Below are 22,351 nucleotides of genomic sequence, written 5' to 3'. Positions count from 1 at the left end.
CGCTTCTTTTATGGCATATATATCAAATACTTCTTACTGCCTTTCTTGCGGGCTGAGTGCACTGTCACTGGCTTTAACTGCTTGTTCTGTGGGCGAGTCGCCAGATGTGAATGAGAGTCATGAAACTGGCTGGAACGTCGGGCCGGCGCAAACCGTGCTCGCTGCGCACTATATGCCTTGGTTTAATAATCCGCATACGAGTGCGCGTAAGCTACCCGCGTGGAAACATTGGGAATGGCGGAATGGAGACTTTGTGAAAGATCCTGAGCGACGCCTGGGCAGTGGTCTGCGTGATGTGGCTTCAGTGCAATATCCACTGATCGGAGCGTATAGTTCGGACAATCGCGAGGTGATCCGCTATCATTTGGAGACTGCTAAGGCTGTTGGTATTGAGGCCTTCTTCGTGATTTGGTATGGGCCGGGCAGTGATGTGGATGCTGTGATTCCACAAATTTTAGATTTAGCGCAAGAGGTCGGCCTTAAGATTGCGATTTGCTATGAAGAAAAGCTGAATTGGCAGCCGTATCGTCAACCTAAGACTCGTGAAGATATTGTTCAGACCGCAACCGAGGATCTGTCGTACCTACTAAATGAATACGCGGGGCATCCCGCGTATTTGAAGCGTAATGGTGAGCCTTTTATATTTCAATTTAACTTTTGGGGCTCAGACGAACTAGGTGCTCGCAACATCTTGCCGGAAGAGTGGGAGCAGATCTTTGCTGCTTTGAGTCAGCCAGTTGTTTATGGACGGCAAAATTTAAACCCAGAATACCATCCCGGGGTTGAAGCCAACTATATTTGGTGGACCAAGGATACGACCTACATTGAAGATTTCGCCGACTATTCTAGAAGTCTGGTTGATCTTGGAAAAATGGATTTTTTTATGAACATGATCGCTCCAGGCTTCGATGATTCGGGAGTGAATGGATGGGGAAATGGTAGTCGAGCCTTACCTAGAGAAGGTTTGTCCACACTTCGCGACACTTTTCTGCGTTCTTGGCGTGGAGACCCTGAAGTGATTCAACTCATTACCTGGAATGATTTTAATGAAGGCACCGCGCTAGAGCCGACAGTCGATTTAGGCTATCAGTACATCGATGCCATTGAAACATGGTGGGGGGAGCATACAGGACGTCCGGTAAATCTCGAAGATAATCGTGAGCCTTTGAAGCGTTATCTGGGCTCGGCTAATGAAGCTCAATTGTCAGAGGTGCCGAAAAATGTAAGGCAGCTTGCGGAGCAGGTCAGTGATTTGACTGTGGCACAGCCTGACTACTTGGAATCTCTGTAGTCGGCGAGCTTGTCGCGAGTGAGTTTAGCGGCAGTGAGTGGGGTGTTGTTGATGAGGTGAATTTAGCCACGTTTAAGACGTAAAGACGGTGTCGGCGTGCTGAATTTTGAGATGCTTGCTGACGAAGCTTATTTACTGGGTGCGATCCTTAGCTCTGCGGATGTGTGAGCGTTTCCTGAGAGCCATAATTTTATACTATAGTGCATGGAGCCATGTGGCAGGTCGTAATCTGTTAGGTTTATATGAGTTATTTGGGGAGTTGTTGCATCTTTTATGACGTCGATATAGCCCTTGTAGGAGCCAGATCCGTCCCATAATAGTAATTGCATTGAGAATGCGGAGCTCGACGTAACGTGATCTAAGTGTAAATGAAGCTGTCCTTGTTCCTCGATTGAATAGCGCTTTTTAGTATGGACGCTTTGGACGCTCTCAGGATTGATTAAGTCCAATTGTAATGCGCCATCCTTCTCAAGGTGAATTGAGATATCTGTTGAAGGCTCGAAGTCTGAACGACTCTTAAGGAGGGTCTGATTTTGATCTCCGCTCGCAACGATTGCAAAGGCTTCGATTTGTAAATTTGGCATGTCCGCCTCTACCCATAGTTTTAGGCGGTAATAGCTTGCATTGTCATTAAGCTCTATCGGTTTACTGATCTCAAATTGAGTGCGTGTCGCTTCGGAGTTTGTGCGATGCAATTCTGTGGTCTTCAGGTATTCACCCGAATCGTTGAACCAGTTGGCTTGAACGACTAAGTTCCCCGAGCGCAGCGCATATTTGAGTTGAGCGCTTAAATTGTCCCCGTATTCCAACTGATCTCGTGGAGATAGCCAGATGCTGCTGTTCATTGATTTGGCAGTGAGTGAGCTGCCCTTGGGTTTTAGGATCGTACTTGTTTCTGTTTCCCAGTTCTCAGGAGTGAGCGAGATGTCGGAGACCTTTGCTTGTAATTGGCAGTAGCTGAGGAGTGTAAGCAGTAGGAAGGAGAGTTGTTTGTTCATCGGGATTATACGTATTCGGGGTTAATTCTTCCATTTCCACGGATCGAGGGGGTTGCCAGCGTAGTCGGTGTCGGCTCGGTATTCGTTCATCTCTGCGCTGCTTTTGAAAATGACGCTTGCATCTGCAAGTCCGTAAAAAGCGCCTTGTTCGTCGTAAAAATCGCGTGTGAGTGCGTCCAGGCCTTCAAATTCAGCAACGCCGACATTGGCACCCGTGTTGTCTGCGGCGCCTCCAAAGTTTTCAGCGACTAAAATGATATTGGGTGGGATGAGGCTAGCCTTGCTGGGCTTGGCTTGTCGGTCTTTCGGCCAAGGGCTCTTGTAACCATTTTCTAGGTAAGTCCACTTGGAAGAGTTGATTGCATAGCTTCTAACTTGTCCTTCAAAGCGGCGCGTAAAATTGTCTTCTGGAGATTGAAACACTTCGCCTTCAGGCAGCAACTCTTCGTCAACAAGAATGCCACTCCAGTCCCGATTGTTATCGGGGTCCATTTGATACGGCAGATAGCCATTGTTGCTAGTCGCGTAGAGGTGCATTGATAGGACTATCTGCCTAATGTTGCTGCTCGAGACTGATTTGCGTGCTTCTCGCTGAACACGCCCGATGGCGGCAATGAGTATGCCTAATAGTATCGTTATGAGGGCAATGGAACTGAGCAGTTCGATGAGTGTAAACGCATTTTTTTTGCGGGCGGTCATGTTGGGTATTCTCAGGGGGGATGGGGGTGTGGCTGTGACGGCGAATCGCTAGGTCCGCAGAACTTACTTTAACGATCTAGTTTGGATCCTTGAATGTGATGGGGGCGGTTGCCTGCGCTGTAATTGTTGAGCCAGTCAGGCGAATGGGATATGGCTCCTGAAGGAGTTTTGTGCATTGCGTCGATTTCTGCAAGTGTAGCTCATTAAATTTGCCGTGTGTGACGAAGCGTATGTTCAGAGTTTTGTTTTCCAACGCGAGCTCCTGGCAAGTCACCATTAAGCTCTCACCCTCCTGCTTAAATTGCAGTGTCAGCCTTGATTGTGGCGCATCGACTGTTTCACCATTATCAAAACGATAGGTCCATGTGGCAGGGGCTTGATAGTCTTCGCTGATAAAAATATGGCACTCAATGTCGGATAGGTCGGACTGCTGGCTTTTTCTTTCTCCAGGGAGCATTGCTACAATACTTCCATCGCGAATAAATAGCGGAGTGCTTTCTAAGTCTGCATGTATATTGAGCTCACTTTGTTTTGCTAGCCATCGGCCACTGCGAGCATCCCACCAGCTACCAGCAGGTAAAAGAATGGAGCGGGTTTTCTCGCCCTCATGGACGAAGGGTGCCTGCATAATCGCGGGGCCCACCATAAACTGATCTTCCAGCTGATCGAAGCGCGGCTCATTATGTGAGAACTCGTAAAAGAGCGGGCGCAGCATCGGGTCACCGTGGTCCGCATGCTCCATGAATAAGTGATACAGGTAAGGGAGTAGTTTGTAGCGTAGTCGTATGTAATGAATGATGACTTGCCGGTAGGGATCTTCGAAGGCCCATGGCTCTTGTTGCCTGGTGTTGGCGGCGGAGTGGTTGCGAAAGAAGGGGAATAAGAAGCCCGCTTTAAACCAGTCGACTGCGAGTTGCGGGGTCGCGTCACCTTCAAAGCCTGGCACGTCAGGTCCATTAAATGGAATGCCTGACAGAGAGAGGTTGAGTGACATATTGATGCTCGCCTTGAGGTGGAAGTAGTTGGACCAATTGTCGCCAGTCCAGATGGCGGAGTAGCGCGAGCTGCTGATAAAGCCGCTGCGACTTAATATGAAAGGACGCTTTTGTTGGATGGCGGCGCTTAAGCCCTTACGAGAGGCCTGTTGCATCCCATAGGCGTATTGATTATGGAAGCAACTGTGGCTATCTTGCGCGTGATTGAAACACATGTCTTCCAGTTCGGCAGAACCAGTTGATGGGTCGTTCATGTCGAGCCAGTACCCGTCGAAGGCGTATTCTGTGGTGTATTGCTCTAATTGCTTCGCCCACCATTCACGTGCGCTTTCTTGCGAATAGTCCGGAAAAGCCGTGCGACCAGGCCATACAAAGCCCGAATAGATGTGCCCGTCAGATGTCTTGCAGAAGACATCATTTTCGCGACCACTATCGAAGGTCGGGTAGCCTTCGCTGTATTTAACGCCAGGGTCTATGATCGGCACGATCTTTCGGCCGTTGTCCTGAAGCGCTTTAATTCGTCTGCGATGATTCTCAAATCCGTCTTTCACTACAGTAAATACTTTGTAAGCGTCCATATAGTCTATGTCTAACCATAGGCCGTCGCAGGGGATCTCTAGTTCATCGAATTTTTTGTCCAAAGCTTCGAGATCATCGAGGTCTCGATAGCCCCAACGGCATTGTTGATAGCCTAGGCTCCATAGCGGGGGCAGTGGAGTGGTGCCGCATAGGCGTTGTAGCTTACGCGTGACCGCACGAGGCGACTCGCCGACGATGAAATAAATTTCCGGTGTGCCATCGTATGCGCCAAGGTGGATCGTCTGCTGTTCGTTATCTTTGGCGTCTAGTAGGTTCGCGATATTCTCTTTGGCTGCGAGGTTCATGAAAGTTGCGTGCGGATTATTAATTAGAATGCCTACGCAGCCTACATCTTGAGTGATTAATAGGTATGGAATTGAAACATACATGGGGTCCGTCGGTTCAGTGCGAACACGCGTAGTGCCAAAATCGCCAATGGTATCGGTATTCCAGAATTTGTATATGCCACCAGTTTTCTCGAGACGGTCATTTTTTTCGCCCAATCCATAAAAGCGCATATTGGTATTATATTCAAAAGACATCGCCCATTTTTGACCTAAGGTTCCAAATTCACGCTGTGGAAATGAACGTAAAAGTGTGTGCCCTTTGAACTGTAGCGTCAGGCCGCAGTGTGGATGTTCTGAGAGCTGTGCACGCACCTGTTCGTCTTTAAAACAGTCGAGGTTTAGCTGTGCCTGGCTCTTTTGCTCCCATTGTGAAGATTCAATGCGATAACGAAAAACATCCTCACCTAGTTGCGTTAGTTCACTTGATCGTTGTGCTGCTTGATCGTTGCTGGCCTGTCGGATGAAGTTAACCGCGGGGGGGATTTTGTTAAAATACATAAGTGGGGTGTGATTGGGGCGATGAGTATTTGACTAAAAATACAGTTATAATCCCTTTTGCAGCCGTTTCATAGTGCGTGCTTGGTATACGTAAACTAAGGCTGCCTAGTTCTGCATTGGCAGTCGCTGCGCACTCGTGCTGGTTTAGCACGAAGACATTATTTTTGTAATAGCGTTGTTAGAGCTGTAATGTTTACGGCCAAAGTCCGCTTAGTCGTAATGCCCACACCTGCTACAATACTTTGGTTTCGCAAGGATTTGCGACTTGCTGATAATTCCGCGCTCGAAGCCGCCATTGAGCGGGGGGCGCCGATCGTGCCTGTTTTTATCTGGGCGCCTGAGGAGGCGGGCGATTGGGCGCCCGGTGCGGCCTCAAAGTGGTGGTTGCACCAGGCGCTTGCTGGCTTGGGCGAGTCTTTGCAAGAGCGTGGGGGAAAGTTGATTCTGCGTGAGGGATCCAGCTTGCAGCACTTGCGTGACATTATCGCAAAGACGGGGGCTCGCCGCATTTATTGGAATCGTCGCTATGAATCCCCCTTGCGTGAGTTGGATGCGGAGATCAAGCGGTCGCTACGTGAAGATGGAGTCGAGGTGGAGAGTTTCAATAGTAGCTTACTCAATGAGCCGCATACTGCGGCCACTGGAAGCGGGCAGCCATACAAGGTGTATACGCCCTATTGGAAAAAGGTCAAAGACCGCGAGCTACCGGTTTTGGCTGAGCCGGATTGGCCGGCTGTGCAGTTCCCAGAGCGCTACCCGCAGTCGACGCCATTGGAGGCGCTCAATTTACTACCGAAAGTGCAGTGGTATCGCAGCTTTTATGCGCACTGGGACCCTAGTGAGGCGGGCGCGATGAAACGCTTGGATACCTTTCTCGCCGCTGCGGTGGAAAACTACGATTGTGCGCGAGACCGCCCCGATGACGACGGCACCTCTTGTCTTTCGCCTTATTTGCAGTGGGGGCAAATCGGACCGCGACAAATTGCGCACCGGCTCAAGCAGCAATGTGATTTACGTGCGAAGGGGCCACAGGTCTATCTGAAAGAAATCTATTGGCGCGAATTTGCTTACAACGTGCTCTACCACTTCCCGCATACGCCGGATACACCGCTGCGCGAGGAGTATACGGATTTTCCCTGGGAGCACGATGCAGCTACGCTGAAAGCTTGGCAAACGGGCCACACCGGCTACCCAATCGTGGATGCAGGCATGCGCCAGCTTTGGCAAACCGGTTGGATGCACAATCGGGTGCGCATGATTGTTTCTTCGCTGCTGGTGAAACACTTGCTGCACAACTGGCAGGAGGGGGCGAAGTGGTTCTGGGATACTTTGGTGGATGCCGACCTTGCCAGTAACACCTTGGGCTGGCAATGGAGTGGTGGCTGCGGGGCCGATGCCGCTCCGTATTTTCGAGTGTTTAACCCAATCATCCAGGGGCAGAAATTTGACCCCGACGGCAGTTACGTGAAGCGCTTCGTGCCTGAGCTCAAGAAGCTGCCGGCGAAGTACATCCATACCCCATGGGAGGCACCCGACGGAGTTTTGGATTACGCTGGTGTGGAGCTCGGCAAGGACTACCCAGAGCCGATTATCGATCACCAAGCGGGCCGCGCACGTGCTTTGGCGGCCTTGGATCAGTTTAAATCAGCTTAAGCCTTATCCGCCTTTGTCTCGTCGCTGTTGGCAGACTCGACTTGCTTGGGTGCTGCAGCGGGTGCGGTTGGCTCAGGCTTGCGCGGCTCTTCTTCCATCGCGTTGCGCACATCCTCTTCGATCTCAGAGGTGGCTTTTTTGAATTCACGAATTGATTTGCCGAAGGACTTGAACAGCTCTGGTAAGCGTTTGGCTCCAAAGAGCAGTAAGACGATCAGGAAGATCAGGAGGATTTCCGGACCATTTATATTTTGGATAAAGGCGAGTGAACTCATTGGAGCGTGCTGATTGAGATGTGGACTTAAAGCGGGCAGTTGGTCGCCCTGTTGCGGCTAGTTGCGGTAGGCCGCTGTGGTGATAGAATTATTCTTGGATCGGGTCGCGGTAGATTTTGCTGAGGCGGGCGCTTTCGCTGGCGCTGACTGTTTCTGCGCGATCGTTAATGTCAGGTAGGCCTTCGAGAATGTCGGCAGTGCGTAGGCCTTCGCGTTGCGCGCGGGCTTTGAGCGTCGCAGTCTGCTTGCCTGTGTTGTCGCGTGTGATGAGGAAGGCGCCTTCAGTGAATCCACGTGCGTTACGCAGCGTGGCGAGGCGTTCGAACACATTGACATGCACAACTGTGGCGGAGCTTACAGGAATCACAGTGCCCGTTTGCGCGGCGCCGATCTGCTGATCGCCTTCGGTTATGCGGACGCCGTTATGCCCACCACAACCACTGAGAATTGGGAGAGAGCCGGCAGCGAGTGCAAGGAGAAGTAGAGATGTATGACGCATATTTTTGTTACAGATAGATGACTGTCTTAGTGAGGCTCATGGAAAATGAGGGCCTTTACGATCTTATTTATGTTTGGCGTTTTCTCTTTTGATGCTGTCCATGCCAGGTTTTTCGAGGTTGATGTCGCCCTCGAAGAAGCCGTGTAGTTGGCGGATGCGTGTCGGGTGACGCATCTTGCGCAGGGCCTTGGCCTCGATTTGGCGAATGCGCTCACGGGTGACTTTGAATTGGCGGCCCACTTCTTCCAATGTGCGGGAGTAGCCGTCGGCGAGGCCGAAGCGGAGCGAGAGCACGCGGCGTTCGCGCTCTGTGAGCGAGTCGAGCACGTCGGTGATCTTTTCGCGCAGCAGGCTGTAGGCGGTCATGTCGTAAGGATTTTCCGCGCCTTTGTCTTCGATGAAATCGCCGAAGTTGGTGTCATCGGAGTCGCCCACGGGGCTTTGTAAGGAAATCGGTTGCTGGGCCATCTTCATGATGGACTGGACGCGCTCGATCGGAAGGTTCATTTCGTCGGCAACTTCCTCCGCAGTCGGTTCGTGGCCGAGTTCTTGCAGCAGTTGTTTCTGCACTTGCATGACCTTGTTCAGGGTCTCGATCATGTGCACGGGAATCCGGATGGTGCGTGCTTGATCGGCGATGGAGCGGGTGATCGCTTGGCGGATCCACCAAGTCGCGTAGGTCGAGAACTTATAGCCGCGGCGGTATTCGAACTTCTCAACTGCTTTCATCAGGCCCATGTTGCCTTCTTGAATGAGGTCGAGGAAAGACAGGCCGCGGTTGGTATATTTCTTGGCGATCGAGATTACGAGGCGCAAGTTGGCTTCCACCATCTCAGTCTTGGCCTTGTGTGCTTCCCGCATGCCGAGGCGCACTTCACGGATGATCTCCATGAATTCGCGGGCATCCATTTTGAACTCAGCCTTGATTTCTTCGAGGCGCTGCTCGGTGGCTTGGACGTCGACCTTGGTCTTACGGCGGGCAGAGACCATGTCGGCATCGGCGAGGTCGTCGTAGAGATTGGATACTTCGCGGTAGACCGGTGTTAGATTATTGAGGAAATCTTCGAAGCATTTGAGCTTGAGGCAGTATTTACGTAGCACCTTGCGCAGCTCTTCTTCGTATTTGACCATGCGAGTGCGTGCGCGCTTGGCGTTGGACTCGTTGCTGGCATTGACGTGGCTGTCCCATGCGGCGTAAATGCGCTCGCCTAGGCGGTGTGCTTCTTCGAGTAGCTTGGGTAAGCTGTTAAAGTAGGCTTCGCGGCTCTCGATCTTTTTATCGAGTACCACGCGGTCGAAGCGTTCCTCACGGTTGAGGAGCTTTTGTACGACGTTGTTTTGAAATTCGAGTGTGAGCGCAGTGGAGAACAGGGCGTCTTGTGCTTTCAGCTCGGCCTTTTCGATACGCTTGGAGATGGCGACCTCTTCTTCACGTGTGAGGAGGGGCACTTGGCCCATTTGCTTGAGATACATTCGGACGGGATCGTCGAGAATGTCGTTTTGCGAGGTGCGGACTTCCTTTTCCTCGGTCTCTTCCTGGCGTGCCTTGAAGGCATCGACTTCGTTGTCGTCCAAGATTTCAACTTCCAGATTCTGGAGGATGGAGATTACGTTTTCGATTTCGTCGGGGTTGTTGACGGAATCGGGCAGTGCTTGGTTGATATCCTTGTAGGTCAGGAAGCTCTGCTCTTTCGAGAGGCGGATCAGGTTGCGGATACGCTCGTTGAGTTTCTCCTGCGCTTTGGGAGATAGTTTGCGCTTCTTGGCAGCCTTCTCGGTGGCGGCGGCGAGCTTGGCGTCGTCTGTCTCATCGTCGATCACAACTTTTTTCTTGATCGCTTTAGCGGCGACCTTCTTGGAGGCGACGGTTTTCTTGGCGGGAGCTTTGGTGACGGTTTTCTTTTTCGCGGCTGGCATAATTAGTTTCGTAAGGTGGTGCGGTCTTAAAGTGTGAGTTGGAGGGGCTGCGCGATATTGCGAATGAGTGCTTTTTGCTCACGCATCAGGTCTATCTGTGATTCGGGAGCTGCGTTAATGATCTGTTGTTTCAATTGTTTAATCTGGGCGTCTACATGATTGCGGCGGAGGCGTTCGAGGCAGGATACGATTTGTTTGGCGGGCGCTTCGATGCTGAGTTCGCGGGAGTGAATATCGGCTAAAAGTTGACGTTCTTCAATGGTATCAATGATATTTTCTATCTGATCGACACTTTCAATCATCCCTTCGCGTAGCTCAGCGAGTAGGCGTGAGAGCAGCCTGCCTGTGGTGGAGTCTGTATTAATCCATTCGTAATCAATAATTTCTGACAGCTTCTGAGCGTGTTCCGGATGATGTAAAACGAGCCAAAGTAGCTCCCAAGTGGCTTGTGTCAATAGCGGGTCTCGGGTTGCCTTGGGCGCGGGTGCGGCTTCTTCACGCTGAAATGCCGGGCGCGGCGGGGGCACTTTTTGGAAGTCACGCAGTGCGGCCATGGGGTCGACATTGACGAGGCGGGCCGCGATCCGGATGTAATCTTCGCGTGCGACTTCGGAAGGCACGTGGTGCAGTAGGTCGAAGACCGCGCGCAGGGCGGTGGTCTTTTCGTTGGTGGTGGGGCTGCGCCCTGCGGGCAGGCTCTCGGCCACCAGTAACTCGATGCCGCTTTTGGAGCTTTGGCGTAGTGGCTCCAAGGCTGCGGCGCCTTGCTCGCGCAAGAGGTCGTCGGGGTCGGCCTTCTCTGGCAGCAATAAAAAGCGAAATTCCAGGCCCGCCTTAAAGGCGAGTGGCATTGCGCGCAGTGCGGCTTTACGGCCTGCGGCGTCGCCATCGAGCAAGCACTCGATACTTTTCGGCTCGTAGCGGCGCAGTAGGTGCATTTGGTCGTCGGTGATGGCGGTGCCCTGCGGAGCGACGGCGGTGTGGAGGCCGACGGACCAGCAGCGGATCGCGTCGAGCTGGCCTTCGACTAAGAGAAAGCTCTCGCCGTCTTTGAGGTGAGTGCGGGCGTGATCCATGCCGAAGAGGATGCGGCCTTTATGAAAGATCGGAGTCTCGGGGGAGTTGACGTATTTGGCCTCGCGGGCGGGATCGTCCTCTGGCGTCTGAGGCAGCTGGCGTGCGGTGAAGGCCACCACGCGTCCTTGCACGTCCCGGATGGGGATCATGAGCCGTCCACGGAAGCGGGATTTGAAATATTCGTGGTTACGTTCCCCTTCGCGGGCGAAAAAGAGCCCCGACTGCAGCATAGCCGCGGTGGAGACCTTGCGCTCTTTGCAGTAGAGTGCGAAAGCTTCGCGGGCGGCAGGGGCATAGCCGATTTTAACTTCTTTGGCGGTTTCGGGCGTGAAGCCGCGTTGGTTCTTCCAGTAATCGCGCACGGGGCCCGCTTCTTTCGATTCAAGAAACTGTTGGTGGAACCAAGTGGTGGCGAGCTCGTGGAGCTCGAAGATTTGCTTGCGCAGCGACATCTCTTCGCGCGAGGGGCCACCGGCCTCGTATTCGAGGGTGATATTAAATTTCTTGGCGAGAAACTCGACAGCCTCGATGAATTCGAGGTTTTCCTGTTTCATGATAAAGGTGAAACAGTCGCCACCTTCGCCGGTGCTGAAGCATTTATAAAAGCCGCGATCGGGGTGGACGTAGAAGGATGCTGTTTTTTCCTGTGTGAAAGGGCTGAGTCCTTTCCATGAGCGCCCAGCTTTTTTGAGTTGGGCATAGGGGGAGACGACATCGACCAAGTTGACTTGGTGTTTGATGGCTTCGATGGAGCTTTGTTTAACGCGTGCCAAGGGAGATAAGTGAAATAATCGCGCGCTGCGCGGGTTGAGCTTAGAGATTTAGATTGAGATGGAAGGTGGCCTAGCGGAGTCGATCGACTGCGGCACGTGCCTCGGGGATGAGTGGGTGCCTCGGTGCGGTGTCGATGAATCGTAGGTAAAGATTGCGGGCGGTGGGATAGTCCTTGGAGATACGTTCGTGGCCGCGCGCGAGTGAGAGCGTGATTTCGGGGCTGGTGGGAAAGCGGTCGAAGGCGGTTTCGAGCTCGGTCAGGAACTCCTGAGGCTCTTTGGAGCGTTGTGCAACACGCAAGTAATCGAGTGTGTAGGCGACTTCGCGAGGCTCTAGGCGGACCGCTTCAAGGGCGGTGGTTTCGGCATTTTTTAGTTGCCCGTCGACTAGGTAGGCGCGGGAAAGCAGGTTCCAGACGTCGGCGCGGTTGTTCGCGATACTGATGGCGGCCCAGTATTTACGGATGGCTGATTTGAAGTCGCGATCCAGCGTGGCTGTTTCTGCGTCAGCCATGAGCTCCTCGATGCTACGTGCTTGGGTGCTGGGGCGAATCGCTTGGCTGGAAGCTTCTGTGTCAGGCTCTGGGAACTGAGGTGTATATTCTTGGATGCTTTGAGAGGGCGCTGGCTCTGCTGGGGTGTCTGCAGCGATGCTATAGTTCGTGCCAGCGGCGTTGGAGGCTTGGTCGTAATTGACTTCGAAAGAAATTTCCGGATCGGCTGGCTCGATTGCGATGGCTGGGTTGAAGGCGATCGCTTCGGTCGTAGAAATGGCTGGGTCGATTGCATCGGGCATTTCGCCTTCGATGGCCGGGGCGTCGGCCATGGCTTCGGCAGCTTCGAGGTCGGCGATGATTTGTGCTTTACCGCCTGTGAGGCCAGGCTCGTTTTCTTGCTGAGCAGTGCTTGGGTCCGCGTCTGCAGTGGCAATGGCAGGGGCTGCAGTGGCAATGGCGGGGTCTGCAGTTGGGGCGGGCTCTGCGGTGGCGGCTTTTTCGGCGGCTGCTTTCTCGGCGGCTGCTTTTTGAGCGGCGATTTGTTCTGCTTGTGCTTTAGCTCGTGCGGCTGCGGCGGCTTGGGCTGCCTTTTTCTCCGCTTCGGCTTGGGCGAGTTTAGCCTTCATCTCGTCTTGTGCCTTGCGCCAGCGAATGAGTTCTTTCTGGGCTTGTTTCCATTGGCTGGCTTCGACGGCGCCGGGGAATTGTTTGTTGAGTTGGGCGATGGTGGCTTCGGCCTCGACCCAGTCTTTTTGGCGTAGATTGATTTCGAGTAGTGCGAACAGGGCGGTTAAGGCATTCGGATCATCGTTGTCGGCTGCGATTTTGAGCCATGATTCGGCCTGCGGGAGGTTGCCAGCTTTGACGAAGAGCTGACCGATGGCAGCCGCAGTTTCGGGAGCGGGCTTTTGCTGCTCGGGGTTGACGCCCTTTAGGTAGGCATCGAGAGCGGGCTGCACTTTATTTTCCGCTTGGCGGGATTGGCCGAGTCGCACCCAGAGCTCTGGCGTCATGGCACCCGGTGCTTGCACGGCCAGTTTTTCCAACAGATGAGCAGATGGTTGCTTGGCGGCTTCTAAGCTCTGGTAGGTTTTGAAGAGTAGTTCGGTGTCTTCGGGCGCCTGTAGATAGGCCTGCTCCAGGAAGAACGCGGCCATCGTAGGGTCGCCCTGAGCGGTGTAGATTTGGCCGATGGAATTCAGGATTTCCAGGTCGTTGGGGTAGAGCGTGGCTAGATTTTCGAGTATTTCCAAAGCTTCTGCGTTGGCGCCATTCGCGGAGAGGGAGAGGGCCTCTTTAATTTGCGCGGCCTTTTTTTCTTCAGGACTACTGCAACCAATCAACAAAGTGAAGGTCGTGACCAGTGTGATGAAGAATACGCTTTTGAAGTTTGCTTTTAACATGTGCGGGAATTGTGTTCGGTTTGTGAGTGCATTTAGCAACAAAACGACGAAGCGTCTACTCTCGTTTCCGCTTTATAGCTGTCAAGTGGATAGGCGGCAGGTGTACAATTGTACTATTGCAGGAGTAGGGGCGCGTTCCCCGTGCGAATTAGTCAAGTGGTCGCCGAATTGGTTCCTCGCTTGTTTTATACTTATATGTAGCCTCCTCGGGCTTGGGACGATTGCGGGGGCATTGGCGCCACGTGCGCCGCTCGGTTTGGTTTGGGAGTCTCCCCTTGCGAGCGGAAGTCTGTATTACACTGAAGTCGAGGGCTTGCTGCAGGCTTATGAGCAACAAGTCGGTCAAGCGCTGCAGCCTGGGGAGCGGGGGAAGGTCGCTCTCAAAATCAACACTCGTGGGCGTGCGGGGCTGGGCACGCCGCTGCAATTGATTCGAGCCCTGATCGAGGCCTTGGAGCTGCGTGGCTATGAGCGCGACTCGATATTCATCGTCGATTATTCCGCCTATGATTTGCGCGAGGCTGGAGTGATGCCGCCGTTGAGCGAGTCCGCTGCACAGTTTGAGGGCTGTCCCGTACTCGCTTTGGACAGCGAGCAATACTATGATCCTGATTGGTTTTACGATAGTCCCCTGCCACCAGCCTTGCAGCAGGAGCCGCAGCTGATTTCGGAGGCGCGCGGTGCGACAGAGCTCGCCGAGGGCGCGCAGGGGCGTAAAAGTTTTTTGCCAAAGCCCCTCTTGTTTGAGGTCGATTTCTGGATCAATCTAGCAGTGGGCGTGGATGACCCTGCGCTTGGAATCGATGGTGTGCTGGCCAATGCGACCCTCTGGAACGTGAGTAATAGCCGGCGCTTTTTAGTCAATCAAGCCACCGCATCCGCCGCGGTGGCCGAGATTGCGGCGATTCCCGAGCTTGAAGAGCGACTCCTTTTGAATTTTGTGTCGCTGGAGCGTTATCAGTTTATCGCGGGCCCGTATTTTAATTCGATCTACAGTCGCTCAGAGCCGCGCTTATGGATGAGTCGTGATCCGGTTGCGCTGGACCGTATGCTATATGACCGTATCAACGTGAGGCGCGTCTTGGAGGGCTTTTCTGAGATCGAGCCCTTGCCGCGGCAGTTACCCTTCGCCGCCAGTTTAGGACTGGGCGAATTGGACCCTGATCGGATACGAGTGCAGCCAGTGCCGTTGCCTGAAAGCGGTGTGCGTGTGCGGCCCCCACCAGTGGCGCCTGCGCCTGAGCCGGTGGAGTTGCCTGAAGAAAAATCGTGGTTACGGCGGGTGGCGCCCTGGTAGCTGTGCCAGTCGTTAAGACTTTCTATCTTATCTGGATAGAAACACCTTGAATTCTCCGCTAAAGCAGAGTTCTTTCTTTGTATTATGCAAATCGCGGACTATTATCCGATCCTTGTTCAAATTTTAATCGCTGCCGGTATTGGCGCGTTTGTTATTATCGCGTCGCATATTTTCGGGCAGCGTGGCACTGACACTGCGATCAAGAATACGCCCTACGAGTGTGGTATGCTAGCTGAGGGCTCTGGGCATGCACCGTTTGCTGTTAAGTTTTATGTGACTGCGATGCTCTTTATCTTGTTTGATATCGAGGTGGTCTTCCTGTTCCCATGGGTTTTAACTTTTCGCGAGTTTCTGGCTGCGAACCTGCCGATCATTTTGCCGGTCTTCTTTTTCCTTTTCGTGTTGGTGCTCGGGCTTTTCTACGAACTGAAAAAGGGTGCCATCGAGTGGGAGCAGTAATCCACTCAGGATGCGCAGATTCGCTTTTGCTGTATTTGTTGCATTTGATCGTTGCTAGATTCTCTATCTCGCGCATAAGTAGTGGCTTAACGATTTAAACGACCTGAACCTTTAACATTAGAAACTTCGCCACGCCTACATGCGCATCGACCGATACATCGCCCAGTCCCGTGTGATCGACCTTAAGAGCACGGATTTCGAAAGCGCTGTATCTGAATTAATCGAAGTTTGCGACGTGAGCAAGGAGCGTGGGCTGACAAAGAAGGGCCTGGTGGCGGACCTGTTGGACCGCGAGCGTCAGATGACGACTTATCTGGGCCATGGCGTCTGCTTGCCGCATGCGCGTGTCAACATGAAGCGTCCCTACATGGTCGCGGTGGGGCGTTGCCCCAATGGCTTGGCCTACGATGGGCATTCTGAGTATCAGGATATACGATATATCTTTCTGCTGCTGGCTTCGCAAAACGCGCGTAGCTACCTCTACAGTCTCGCTTCGCTGGCCCGGGTCTTTCAGGACAAGGGGCACATGGAGCGTTTACATGCGGCGGAGAAATTATCCGACTTTCGCAAAGAGCTGAAGCAAGTCTTTGCTGGAGAGGAGAGCCAGCCACGTCGCCGGCATAATCGTTTTAATAATCTAATCCTGCGTGAAGCGGCCAAGATCGCCAAGGGAGCGCAGTGCACCTCGGTATTGGTATTTGCGGATACTTTCGGCGGTGGGGTTGAAGTGGGCAAGGTGTTTAAAGGTTTTAAGACGGTGCTGATTGCGCATGGGACCTCGGAGGCCGCGACCGAGCGTGAGGAGATCGATGCGGTGATTCCGATCCGCTCCTATAGTAATCACCGTTTTTCGCAATTGCGCAGTGCGGTGCTGATCGGCCTGACGCGGGGGATCTTTTCGAGTCAGGACCGCTTGTGTTGCATCGGCGGCCTTCCGCAGAGTAATCAGTTTGATAGTATTACGGTGGTGGATATCGAGCGAGAGTTCGACACGATGCTCGCCAGTAAGTCCGATATGCTGCCAGCTACTGTAAAGCCAGAGGTGATCGAACGGGTGCTTGCGATCGCGACGGAATTGGCGGTCGAAGGGCGCGAAGGCCACCCAGTTGGTTGCTTGTTTGCTTTGGGGAATGCGGAGCAGATCTCTCAATACACTAAGCCTTTGATCTTAAATCCATTTTACGGCTATAAGGACGAGGATCGTAATATTCTCAATCCCTTCATGGATGAGACGGTCAAAGAGCTTTCTTCCATCGACGGTGCCTTCATTATTCGGGGGGACGGTGTGCTGATCTCGGCGGGCTCATTGATCCATACGCCGGACTACACACACGAGCTGCATAGTGGCCTTGGGAGTCGGCACGCCGCGGCGGCTTCGATTACGCAAGCGATCGATTGCCTCTGCATAGTCGTCTCGGGCAGTTCCGGCCAGGTGACGCTCTTCCGGCGTGGTAAGATGTTACCATTGATTGAGAAAGCACTGATTCGTAATAGTTAGCTTACCGTTTCACAGCGCGAAAGGTTCGCTGCGGGGGGAGCTCGTGTTAGACTCGTGGGGGAGTTTAGATGAAAGTCTTTGCCTCCTGACTTAAGTTTTACCTTTCAACTTTCTCACTTTCATAGCTTCATAGTTTTCTATGAACCGAATAGAAAAAGCCTTTGCTCAAGCTCGCGAAGAAAACCGTGCCGCCTTCGTCGGTTACCTCTGTGCGGGGGATCCAGATTTCGAGGGCTCGATCGAAGCCTGCCGAGCCGTGATTGAGACTGGGGTGGACGTGCTTGAACTCGGAGTGCCGTTTTCGGACCCGCTCGCGGACGGCTTAACGAATCAGTTGGCCGCACAGCGTGCGCTTGAAAGTGGCTCCAATAGCGAGCGTGTGCTGGATTTAGTCCGCGCGATTCGCGAGTTTAGCGAAGTCCCTATCATTTTTTACACCTACTATAACTTGGTATTTGCTCAAGGCAGTGAGACTTACGCGGAGCGTGCCAAAGCGGCTGGCGTGGATGGCATCCTGACGCTGGATTTGCCGCCGGAAGAAGCGGGCGAGCATCTGGAAGCATGTGCGAAGCACGATGTGAAGACCGTCTTTATCGTCGCGCCCACTACGCCGGACTCGCGCTTAGAGATCATCTGCAAGGCAACTACTGGTTTCGTCTATTATGTTTCTCGCGAGGGCGTGACAGGGGAGCAGGCCTCGATGTCGGAGAGCATTCAAGCGAATGTGGCTCAGATCAAGCAGCACACCGACTTACCGGTGGTGGTGGGCTTCGGAATCTCGAATGCCGACCATGTCAGCACCGTGGCTCAAGCCGCGGATGGCGTGGTGGTGGGGAGCGCCATCGTCAACTGTATCGCGCAAGACCCGAGCGACCGAAAGGCCATCTCTGCGGCGCTGCGCGCTAAGATGGGCCTGCTGCTCGAGGGCAATGCGCTAGCAAAGAAGTAGTTTCCGCTACGTGTTTCCGCTACGCGTTCTTGCGACCGGTCACCACTTCCATCAAAGCTTCCACGCATTCGATTTTGGCACTGGGAATCATCCCGTGACCTAGGTTGAAGATGAAGCCTGGCTGCTTGCCCGCTTCGTCGAGCACGCGTTGCGCTTCGCGCTGAGTGATTTCGGGCGTGGTGGTGAGTGTGACGGGGTCGAGGTTTCCCTGCACGGCAGCGCCATGACCAATGCTTTGGCGCATGCGGCGGAGGTTCATCGTCCAATCGAGGCTGATGATTTTAGCTCCCGTATGCATGAGGTCGGGGGCTTTGTGGCCCATGCCCTTGGCATACAGGATTACGGGCACCCGGCCTTTGAGCTCGTTAATGATGTGATGGATCCAGCGCAGCGACCACGCCTCGTAATGAGTGGCGGGGCAGATGGCACCCCAGGAGTCGAAGATTTGCAGGGCATCCGCTCCGGCGTCGATTTGCATGTGCAAATATTCGACGATGCCGTCGGTCAATTTCTGCATCAATTGTTCAAAGAGCTCAGGCTGATCCCAGGCCAGTTGCTTAATTTTGATGAAGTCCTTGGCAGAGCCGCCTTCCACCATGTAGCAGGCGAGCGTCCATGGGGAACCGCAAAAGCCGAGCAGCGCGGTGTCTTCGCCGAGCTTCGAGCGTGTGAGTGTGAGCGCCTCGGCGACATATTTCAGCTTTTCGGCGATCTTAGTCGCATCCAACGCTTCGATCTTGGCCTTGGTGTCGAGCAGGTAGTCCATGCCGATGCCGCCTTGATCGCGGAAGTGGTAGCCTTGTCCCAGCGCTTCGGGAATGACGAGGATGTCGGAGAAAATAATGGCCGCATCCAGTGGGAAGCGGCGCAGTGGCTGCAGAGTGACTTCGGCGGCCAGCTCGGGCGTGCGCACCATGGTGACAAAGTCGTGCTGCGCTTTCAGCTCCCGGTATTCGGGCAGGTAACGGCCCGCCTGGCGCATCAGCCAGATCGGTGGACGGTCGACAGGTTGTTGATTGGCAGCGGCGAGAAAGCGTTGGCGTGGTGTCATGTGCAATTTAAATTTAGAATGAGGAAACTAGAATTAAGAATTAAGAATTAAGAATTGGGATACTGGGACGTGGTGAAGCTGAGATTGGTTTTGAATATAAGTGAAAGCGGATCGCTCGACTTGGACAACGTATGTTTTTCCGGCTTTCAGGCTTTCCGGCTTTCAGGCTTTCATGTCGGCCCAGTCTTGAGGCTTTAAATAGACATCGTAGAGCTCCGCCTCGGGGGTGCCGGGCTCGGGCTGCCAGTCGTAGTCCCAGCGCACGAGTGGGGGCAGTGACATCAGGATCGATTCGGTGCGGCCCTTGGACTGTAGTCCGAAGTGGGTGCCGCGGTCATAGACTAGGTTGAACTCGACGTAGCGCCCACGGCGGTAGAGCTGGAATTGGCGCTGAGCATCACTAAATGGGCTGTCTTTGCGGCGCGCCACAATGGGCTGGTAGGCCGGCACGAAATGATCCCCCACGGATTGCATGAAAGCGAAGGCCTGCTCGAAGCCGCCTTCGGAGTAGTCGTCAAAAAAGATGCCGCCGATGCCACGCGGCTCCTCGCGGTGAGGGAGGTAGAAATATTCGTCGCAGATCTGCTTAAATTTCGGGTAGAGTGTTTCGCCGAAGGGAGCGCAGGCTGCTCGCGCAGTCTGGTGCCAGTGGATGGCATCTTCGCGCACGCCGTAGTAAGGCGTCAGATCGAAGCCTCCGCCGAACCACCAGATTGGCTCGCCATCCTTTGGTTCCGCGTAGAAGTAGCGCACGTTCATGTGCGTCGTCGGCACCTGTGGATTGCGTGGGTGCACCACCAGTGATACGCCCATCGCACGAAAGCTGGCACCCGCGAGTTGTGGCCGCTTGGCGGTGGCGGAGGCGGGCAGTTGACTGCCCCGGACATCAGAAAAATTGATGCCTGCTTTTTCAAAAACCTTGCCCTCGGCCATCACGCGTGAGCGTCCACCGCCGCCCTCTTCGCGCGTCCAGCTATCTTCTAGAAAGCTAGCTTGGCCATCTTCGGCTGCTAGTGCGGCACAGATGCGATCTTGTAGATCGAGTAGGTAGGCGCGGACTTTTTCTGGTTGTGCGGTTTGCATTGCGGGCGAATGTTGGCTGAGTCGAAGGCATCCGACAAGCTCTGGAACAATAAAATGGCAAACTCTCATAAACTCCCTGATTCGGTGATTATCTTTGGCTGTGGCTATGTGGGCACGGCCTTGGCTCGCTACCTGCGCGCGCGCGGTGTGCGGGTTGGCGCGTTGACGCGTAACCCGGAGCAGGCGGCCGCGCTGCGTGAACTGGGTCTAGATGAAGTGGTCGTTGCCGAATTGGATGCCCACGAGTGGCACACACGAGTGGTCGGGCGCTATCAAGCGGTGGTGAATTGTGTCAGCTCGGGCGGAGGGGGGCTGGCAGGCTATCGTAAATCGTACCTTGCGGGGCAGCAGTCGATTTTGGACTGGGCCCGATCGCAGTCGATCGACAGTTATGTTTATACCAGCAGTACATCGGTGTACACGCAGGATGGCGGAGTGACGGTGGATGAAGCGGTCGATACCAGTGGAGCACCGGCAACGGGGCAGGTGTTGTTGGAGTCTGAGGCTTTGTTGGCCGCTGCGGCTGATTTGCCGAATTGGTATGTGCTACGCCTGGCTGGCATCTATGGGCCAGGGCGCCACTATTTGTTGGATCAAGTCCGCACGGCCCGTGGCGAGATCCCGGGCCGCGGCGATTACGCGCTCAATATGATTCATCGTGAGGACATTGTAGCCGCGATTGTTGCGGTCATCACTGGCAGCGCGCCAGCTGGCATTTATAACATCGCCGACGATACGCCCACGCTGAAGGCCGAGGTGCTGCACTATTTGGCAGAGCAGCTCGGTTTGCCGGCGCCTGTTTTTAATCCCGAGAATGTTTCTGAGCGTTTGCGACGCCGTGGCGGGCGGATGCCGCACCGATTTATCAGCAACAAAAAAGCCCGGAAGGCTTTGGACTGGTGTCCAAAGTTTCCGAGCTTTCGTGAAGGTTATGCTGAATTGTTGTGATTAGACGATCTCTTCGACGCCGACTTCAATTTGCTTGCCGTTAATCGTCAGGCCGTAGCGCTTTTGCGGGCCATTGCTGCTGGCTGCCGGTGCGGCGGTTGCCGCGGCTGCTTTGGGAGCTTCCGTGGGCATGGCGACTGGCTTGGGCTTGGGGCCTTCGCCTTTTAGGTGTTTCTCCAGCTGTGGTGGGAACATGGCGTGGATGACGCAGTGCTCGTCGTCGCTAGGGAAGTTCTTAGCTTTGAGCTCCTTGCGTAGGTCGTCCATGTGCTTGTGCTGGGCGCCTGGGGCCTCCACGGGGCGGCAGCTGATGGGCTCTTTGCCCGCTTGCTTGGCAGCGATCTTTTGCACTTCGGGGTCCACCTCGGCAGGGCATTGACCATAGTAGCCCAGCGCGATGTCGGCAGCTTGCGGCGACATTTGCTTCCAGCGACCAAACTTGACGTTGAGGAAGGCTTGCATGCCAACGATTTGAGAGGTCGGTGTGACGAGTGGAATCCAGCCGAGCGCTTTACGCACGACAGGGATCTCACGGAAGACGTCTTCGAACTTATCTTCCATCTTCTGCTCTTTCAGTTGTGTGCGGAAGTTAGAGAGCATGCCGCCGGGCACTTGATATTCAAGCGTATCGACGTCGATCACCTCATTCTTGTGACTGGTGAACTCGCCCATCTCGGCGTAGACTTTTTCCAGGTGGGTGCGCACTTCCCGCAGCGACTTGCGTTGTTCGTCGGAAATTTGTGGGCAGCGCTCGTGGCCTTGCAAGATCGCGAGCATGCGCGTGGTGTCGGGCTGGCCAGTGCCGTTGGCGAAGGGCGAAACGGAGAGGTCGATGGCGTCTACACCAGCGTCGATGGCCGACATGTAAGTGTTGGTGCCGAGGCCGGCAGTGTCGTGGGTGTGGATCCAGACGGGGATTTTAACCTTCTTCTTGAGACCGTCGATGATGGCAAAGGCTTCCATTGGCGGGATTAGGCCGGCCATGTCTTTCAATACGATCGCATGGGCTCCCATCTTTTCGAGCTCGACCCCCATCTCGATGAATTTGGCGACTGTGTGCACGGGGCTGCTGGTGTAGCAAATCGTGCCGTGGGCCTGAGCCCCGGCCGCGCGGCAGGCGTCGATCGCGCACTTCATGTTGCGCGTGTCGTTGAGCGCGTCGAAAATACGGAAAATGTTCATCCCGTGATCGGCGCTGGTCTTAATGAAGGCCGTCACCACATCGTCGGGGAAGTGGGCGTATTGCACTATATTCTGGCCGCGTAACAGCATCATGTGCGGCGTCTTGGGGCAGGCCTTTTTAAGTGCATCCAAACGGTCGAATGGGAACTCATCCAGGAAGCGCAGGCCGGAGTCGATTGTGGCGCCGCCCCAGGTTTCCAGAGCGCCGAAGCCCCAGTTGTCGAGTTGCTCACAAACTGGGAGCATTTGCTCGGTGCGCATGCGGGTGGCGGCGAGGCTTTGGTGGCCGTCGCGCAGGACGTTGTTGTTAAGCTGAACTGATTTCATAATGTGAGATTATTAGATAAACTTTAATAATGAACTTGTGTTGATCAAGCCTTTTC

18 protein-coding genes are annotated in these 22,351 nt (G+C 54.1%); 7 read left to right on the top strand and 11 right to left on the bottom strand.

Annotated features, from left to right (window positions below; genetic code table 11):
- Nucleotides 1-10: 10 nt before the first annotated feature.
- Nucleotides 11-1,291: a glycoside hydrolase family 71/99 protein gene (locus QEH52_RS11045; protein WP_308950458.1), complete on the top strand. Its 1,281-nt coding sequence runs from the start codon at nucleotides 11-13 to the stop codon at nucleotides 1,289-1,291.
- A 128-nt stretch (nucleotides 1,292-1,419) separates the two neighbouring features.
- Here the strand turns inward: QEH52_RS11045 and QEH52_RS11040 are convergent, their stop codons facing one another.
- From QEH52_RS11040 to QEH52_RS11030, 3 genes are all read right to left on the bottom strand, one after another.
- Nucleotides 1,420-2,289 carry a hypothetical protein gene (locus QEH52_RS11040; RefSeq protein WP_308950457.1) on the bottom strand — a complete coding sequence of 290 codons (870 nt, stop codon included), beginning with the start codon at nucleotides 2,287-2,289 and terminating at the stop codon, nucleotides 1,420-1,422.
- Nucleotides 2,290-2,310: 21 nt separating this feature from the next.
- Nucleotides 2,311-2,988 (bottom strand): type II secretion system protein, encoded by a 678-nt coding sequence (locus tag QEH52_RS11035; RefSeq protein ID WP_308950455.1) that lies wholly within the window; start codon nucleotides 2,986-2,988, stop codon nucleotides 2,311-2,313.
- Nucleotides 2,989-3,064: 76 nt separating this feature from the next.
- Nucleotides 3,065-5,407: a glycoside hydrolase family 31 protein gene (locus tag QEH52_RS11030; RefSeq protein WP_308950452.1), complete on the bottom strand. Its 2,343-nt coding sequence runs from the start codon at nucleotides 5,405-5,407 to the stop codon at nucleotides 3,065-3,067.
- A gap of 219 nt (nucleotides 5,408-5,626) precedes the next feature.
- Between QEH52_RS11030 and QEH52_RS11025 the strand changes: the two genes are divergently transcribed.
- The gene (locus tag QEH52_RS11025; RefSeq protein WP_345785466.1) at nucleotides 5,627-7,060 is read left to right on the top strand and encodes a cryptochrome/photolyase family protein; all 1,434 of its coding nucleotides are present in this window, start codon (nucleotides 5,627-5,629) and stop codon (nucleotides 7,058-7,060) included.
- Here QEH52_RS11025 and QEH52_RS11020 read toward each other — a convergent pair.
- The 5 genes from QEH52_RS11020 to QEH52_RS11000 form a co-directional block, all read right to left on the bottom strand.
- Entirely contained in the window at nucleotides 7,057-7,335 is a 279-nt protein-coding gene (locus tag QEH52_RS11020; protein WP_308950447.1) for a Sec-independent protein translocase subunit TatA/TatB, read from the bottom strand. The genes QEH52_RS11025 and QEH52_RS11020 overlap by 4 nt on opposite strands.
- Before the next feature lie 88 nt (nucleotides 7,336-7,423).
- Entirely contained in the window at nucleotides 7,424-7,834 is a 411-nt protein-coding gene (locus QEH52_RS11015) for a hypothetical protein (RefSeq protein WP_308950445.1), read from the bottom strand.
- Between the two features lie 63 nt (nucleotides 7,835-7,897).
- Entirely contained in the window at nucleotides 7,898-9,751 is a 1,854-nt protein-coding gene (rpoD, locus tag QEH52_RS11010; RefSeq protein ID WP_308950443.1) for an RNA polymerase sigma factor RpoD, read from the bottom strand.
- Between the two features lie 26 nt (nucleotides 9,752-9,777).
- On the bottom strand, nucleotides 9,778-11,601 hold the full coding sequence (gene dnaG, locus QEH52_RS11005; protein ID WP_308950442.1) for a DNA primase: 1,824 nt from the start codon (nucleotides 11,599-11,601) through the stop codon (nucleotides 9,778-9,780).
- 70 nt (nucleotides 11,602-11,671) lie between these two features.
- A complete protein-coding gene (locus tag QEH52_RS11000) occupies nucleotides 11,672-13,501 on the bottom strand; it encodes a tetratricopeptide repeat protein (RefSeq protein ID WP_308950440.1) in 1,830 nt (609 codons plus the stop codon).
- A gap of 232 nt (nucleotides 13,502-13,733) precedes the next feature.
- Here QEH52_RS11000 and QEH52_RS10995 point away from each other — a divergent pair, with 232 nt between their 5' ends.
- From QEH52_RS10995 to trpA, 4 genes are all read left to right on the top strand, one after another.
- Complete coding sequence (locus tag QEH52_RS10995; RefSeq protein ID WP_308950438.1) at nucleotides 13,734-14,798, top strand: hypothetical protein; 1,065 nt, start codon at nucleotides 13,734-13,736, stop codon at nucleotides 14,796-14,798.
- 84 nt (nucleotides 14,799-14,882) lie between these two features.
- Nucleotides 14,883-15,257 carry an NADH-quinone oxidoreductase subunit A gene (locus tag QEH52_RS10990; RefSeq protein WP_308950436.1) on the top strand — a complete coding sequence of 125 codons (375 nt, stop codon included), beginning with the start codon at nucleotides 14,883-14,885 and terminating at the stop codon, nucleotides 15,255-15,257.
- Between the two features lie 139 nt (nucleotides 15,258-15,396).
- Entirely contained in the window at nucleotides 15,397-16,755 is a 1,359-nt protein-coding gene (locus QEH52_RS10985; protein ID WP_308950434.1) for a PTS sugar transporter subunit IIA, read from the top strand.
- 139 nt (nucleotides 16,756-16,894) lie between these two features.
- Nucleotides 16,895-17,704 (top strand): tryptophan synthase subunit alpha, encoded by an 810-nt coding sequence (trpA, locus tag QEH52_RS10980; protein WP_308950432.1) that lies wholly within the window; start codon nucleotides 16,895-16,897, stop codon nucleotides 17,702-17,704.
- Between the two features lie 19 nt (nucleotides 17,705-17,723).
- Here the strand turns inward: trpA and hemE are convergent, their stop codons facing one another.
- On the bottom strand, nucleotides 17,724-18,755 hold the full coding sequence (gene hemE / locus QEH52_RS10975) for a uroporphyrinogen decarboxylase (RefSeq protein ID WP_308950431.1): 1,032 nt from the start codon (nucleotides 18,753-18,755) through the stop codon (nucleotides 17,724-17,726).
- A gap of 162 nt (nucleotides 18,756-18,917) precedes the next feature.
- The gene (gene hemF / locus QEH52_RS10970) at nucleotides 18,918-19,838 is read right to left on the bottom strand and encodes an oxygen-dependent coproporphyrinogen oxidase (RefSeq protein WP_308950430.1); all 921 of its coding nucleotides are present in this window, start codon (nucleotides 19,836-19,838) and stop codon (nucleotides 18,918-18,920) included.
- A gap of 54 nt (nucleotides 19,839-19,892) precedes the next feature.
- Here hemF and QEH52_RS10965 point away from each other — a divergent pair, with 54 nt between their 5' ends.
- Nucleotides 19,893-20,786, top strand: a complete 894-nt coding sequence (locus QEH52_RS10965; protein ID WP_308950429.1) for an NAD-dependent epimerase/dehydratase family protein — start codon at nucleotides 19,893-19,895, stop codon at nucleotides 20,784-20,786.
- Here the strand turns inward: QEH52_RS10965 and QEH52_RS10960 are convergent, their stop codons facing one another.
- A complete protein-coding gene (locus tag QEH52_RS10960) occupies nucleotides 20,787-22,295 on the bottom strand; it encodes a pyruvate carboxylase subunit B (RefSeq protein WP_308950428.1) in 1,509 nt (502 codons plus the stop codon).
- Nucleotides 22,296-22,351: the final 56 nt, after the last annotated feature.

Origin of the sequence: Thalassobacterium maritimum (assembly GCF_031127805.1) — a bacterium.
In the GTDB taxonomy this organism is placed as follows: Bacteria; Verrucomicrobiota; Verrucomicrobiia; order Opitutales; family Coraliomargaritaceae; genus Thalassobacterium; species Thalassobacterium maritimum.
This window is presented reverse-complemented; position numbering and strand designations above follow the sequence as displayed.

Coding starts and splice junctions, on each gene's coding strand:
- QEH52_RS10965 (WP_308950429.1), top strand. CDS start 19,893: ATGGCAAACTCTCATAAACTCCCTGATTCGGTGATTATCTTTGGCTGT.
- QEH52_RS11030 (WP_308950452.1), bottom strand. CDS start 5,407: ATGTATTTTAACAAAATCCCCCCCGCGGTTAACTTCATCCGACAGGCC.
- QEH52_RS11000 (WP_308950440.1), bottom strand. CDS start 13,501: ATGTTAAAAGCAAACTTCAAAAGCGTATTCTTCATCACACTGGTCACG.
- QEH52_RS10990 (WP_308950436.1), top strand. CDS start 14,883: ATGCAAATCGCGGACTATTATCCGATCCTTGTTCAAATTTTAATCGCT.
- QEH52_RS11045 (WP_308950458.1), top strand. CDS start 11: ATGGCATATATATCAAATACTTCTTACTGCCTTTCTTGCGGGCTGAGT.
- trpA (WP_308950432.1), top strand. CDS start 16,895: ATGAACCGAATAGAAAAAGCCTTTGCTCAAGCTCGCGAAGAAAACCGT.
- QEH52_RS11015 (WP_308950445.1), bottom strand. CDS start 7,834: ATGCGTCATACATCTCTACTTCTCCTTGCACTCGCTGCCGGCTCTCTC.
- QEH52_RS11025 (WP_345785466.1), top strand. CDS start 5,627: ATGCCCACACCTGCTACAATACTTTGGTTTCGCAAGGATTTGCGACTT.
- hemE (WP_308950431.1), bottom strand. CDS start 18,755: ATGACACCACGCCAACGCTTTCTCGCCGCTGCCAATCAACAACCTGTC.
- QEH52_RS11040 (WP_308950457.1), bottom strand. CDS start 2,289: ATGAACAAACAACTCTCCTTCCTACTGCTTACACTCCTCAGCTACTGC.
- QEH52_RS10960 (WP_308950428.1), bottom strand. CDS start 22,295: ATGAAATCAGTTCAGCTTAACAACAACGTCCTGCGCGACGGCCACCAA.
- QEH52_RS11035 (WP_308950455.1), bottom strand. CDS start 2,988: ATGACCGCCCGCAAAAAAAATGCGTTTACACTCATCGAACTGCTCAGT.
- QEH52_RS10985 (WP_308950434.1), top strand. CDS start 15,397: ATGCGCATCGACCGATACATCGCCCAGTCCCGTGTGATCGACCTTAAG.
- rpoD (WP_308950443.1), bottom strand. CDS start 9,751: ATGCCAGCCGCGAAAAAGAAAACCGTCACCAAAGCTCCCGCCAAGAAA.
- hemF (WP_308950430.1), bottom strand. CDS start 19,838: ATGCAAACCGCACAACCAGAAAAAGTCCGCGCCTACCTACTCGATCTA.
- QEH52_RS11020 (WP_308950447.1), bottom strand. CDS start 7,335: ATGAGTTCACTCGCCTTTATCCAAAATATAAATGGTCCGGAAATCCTC.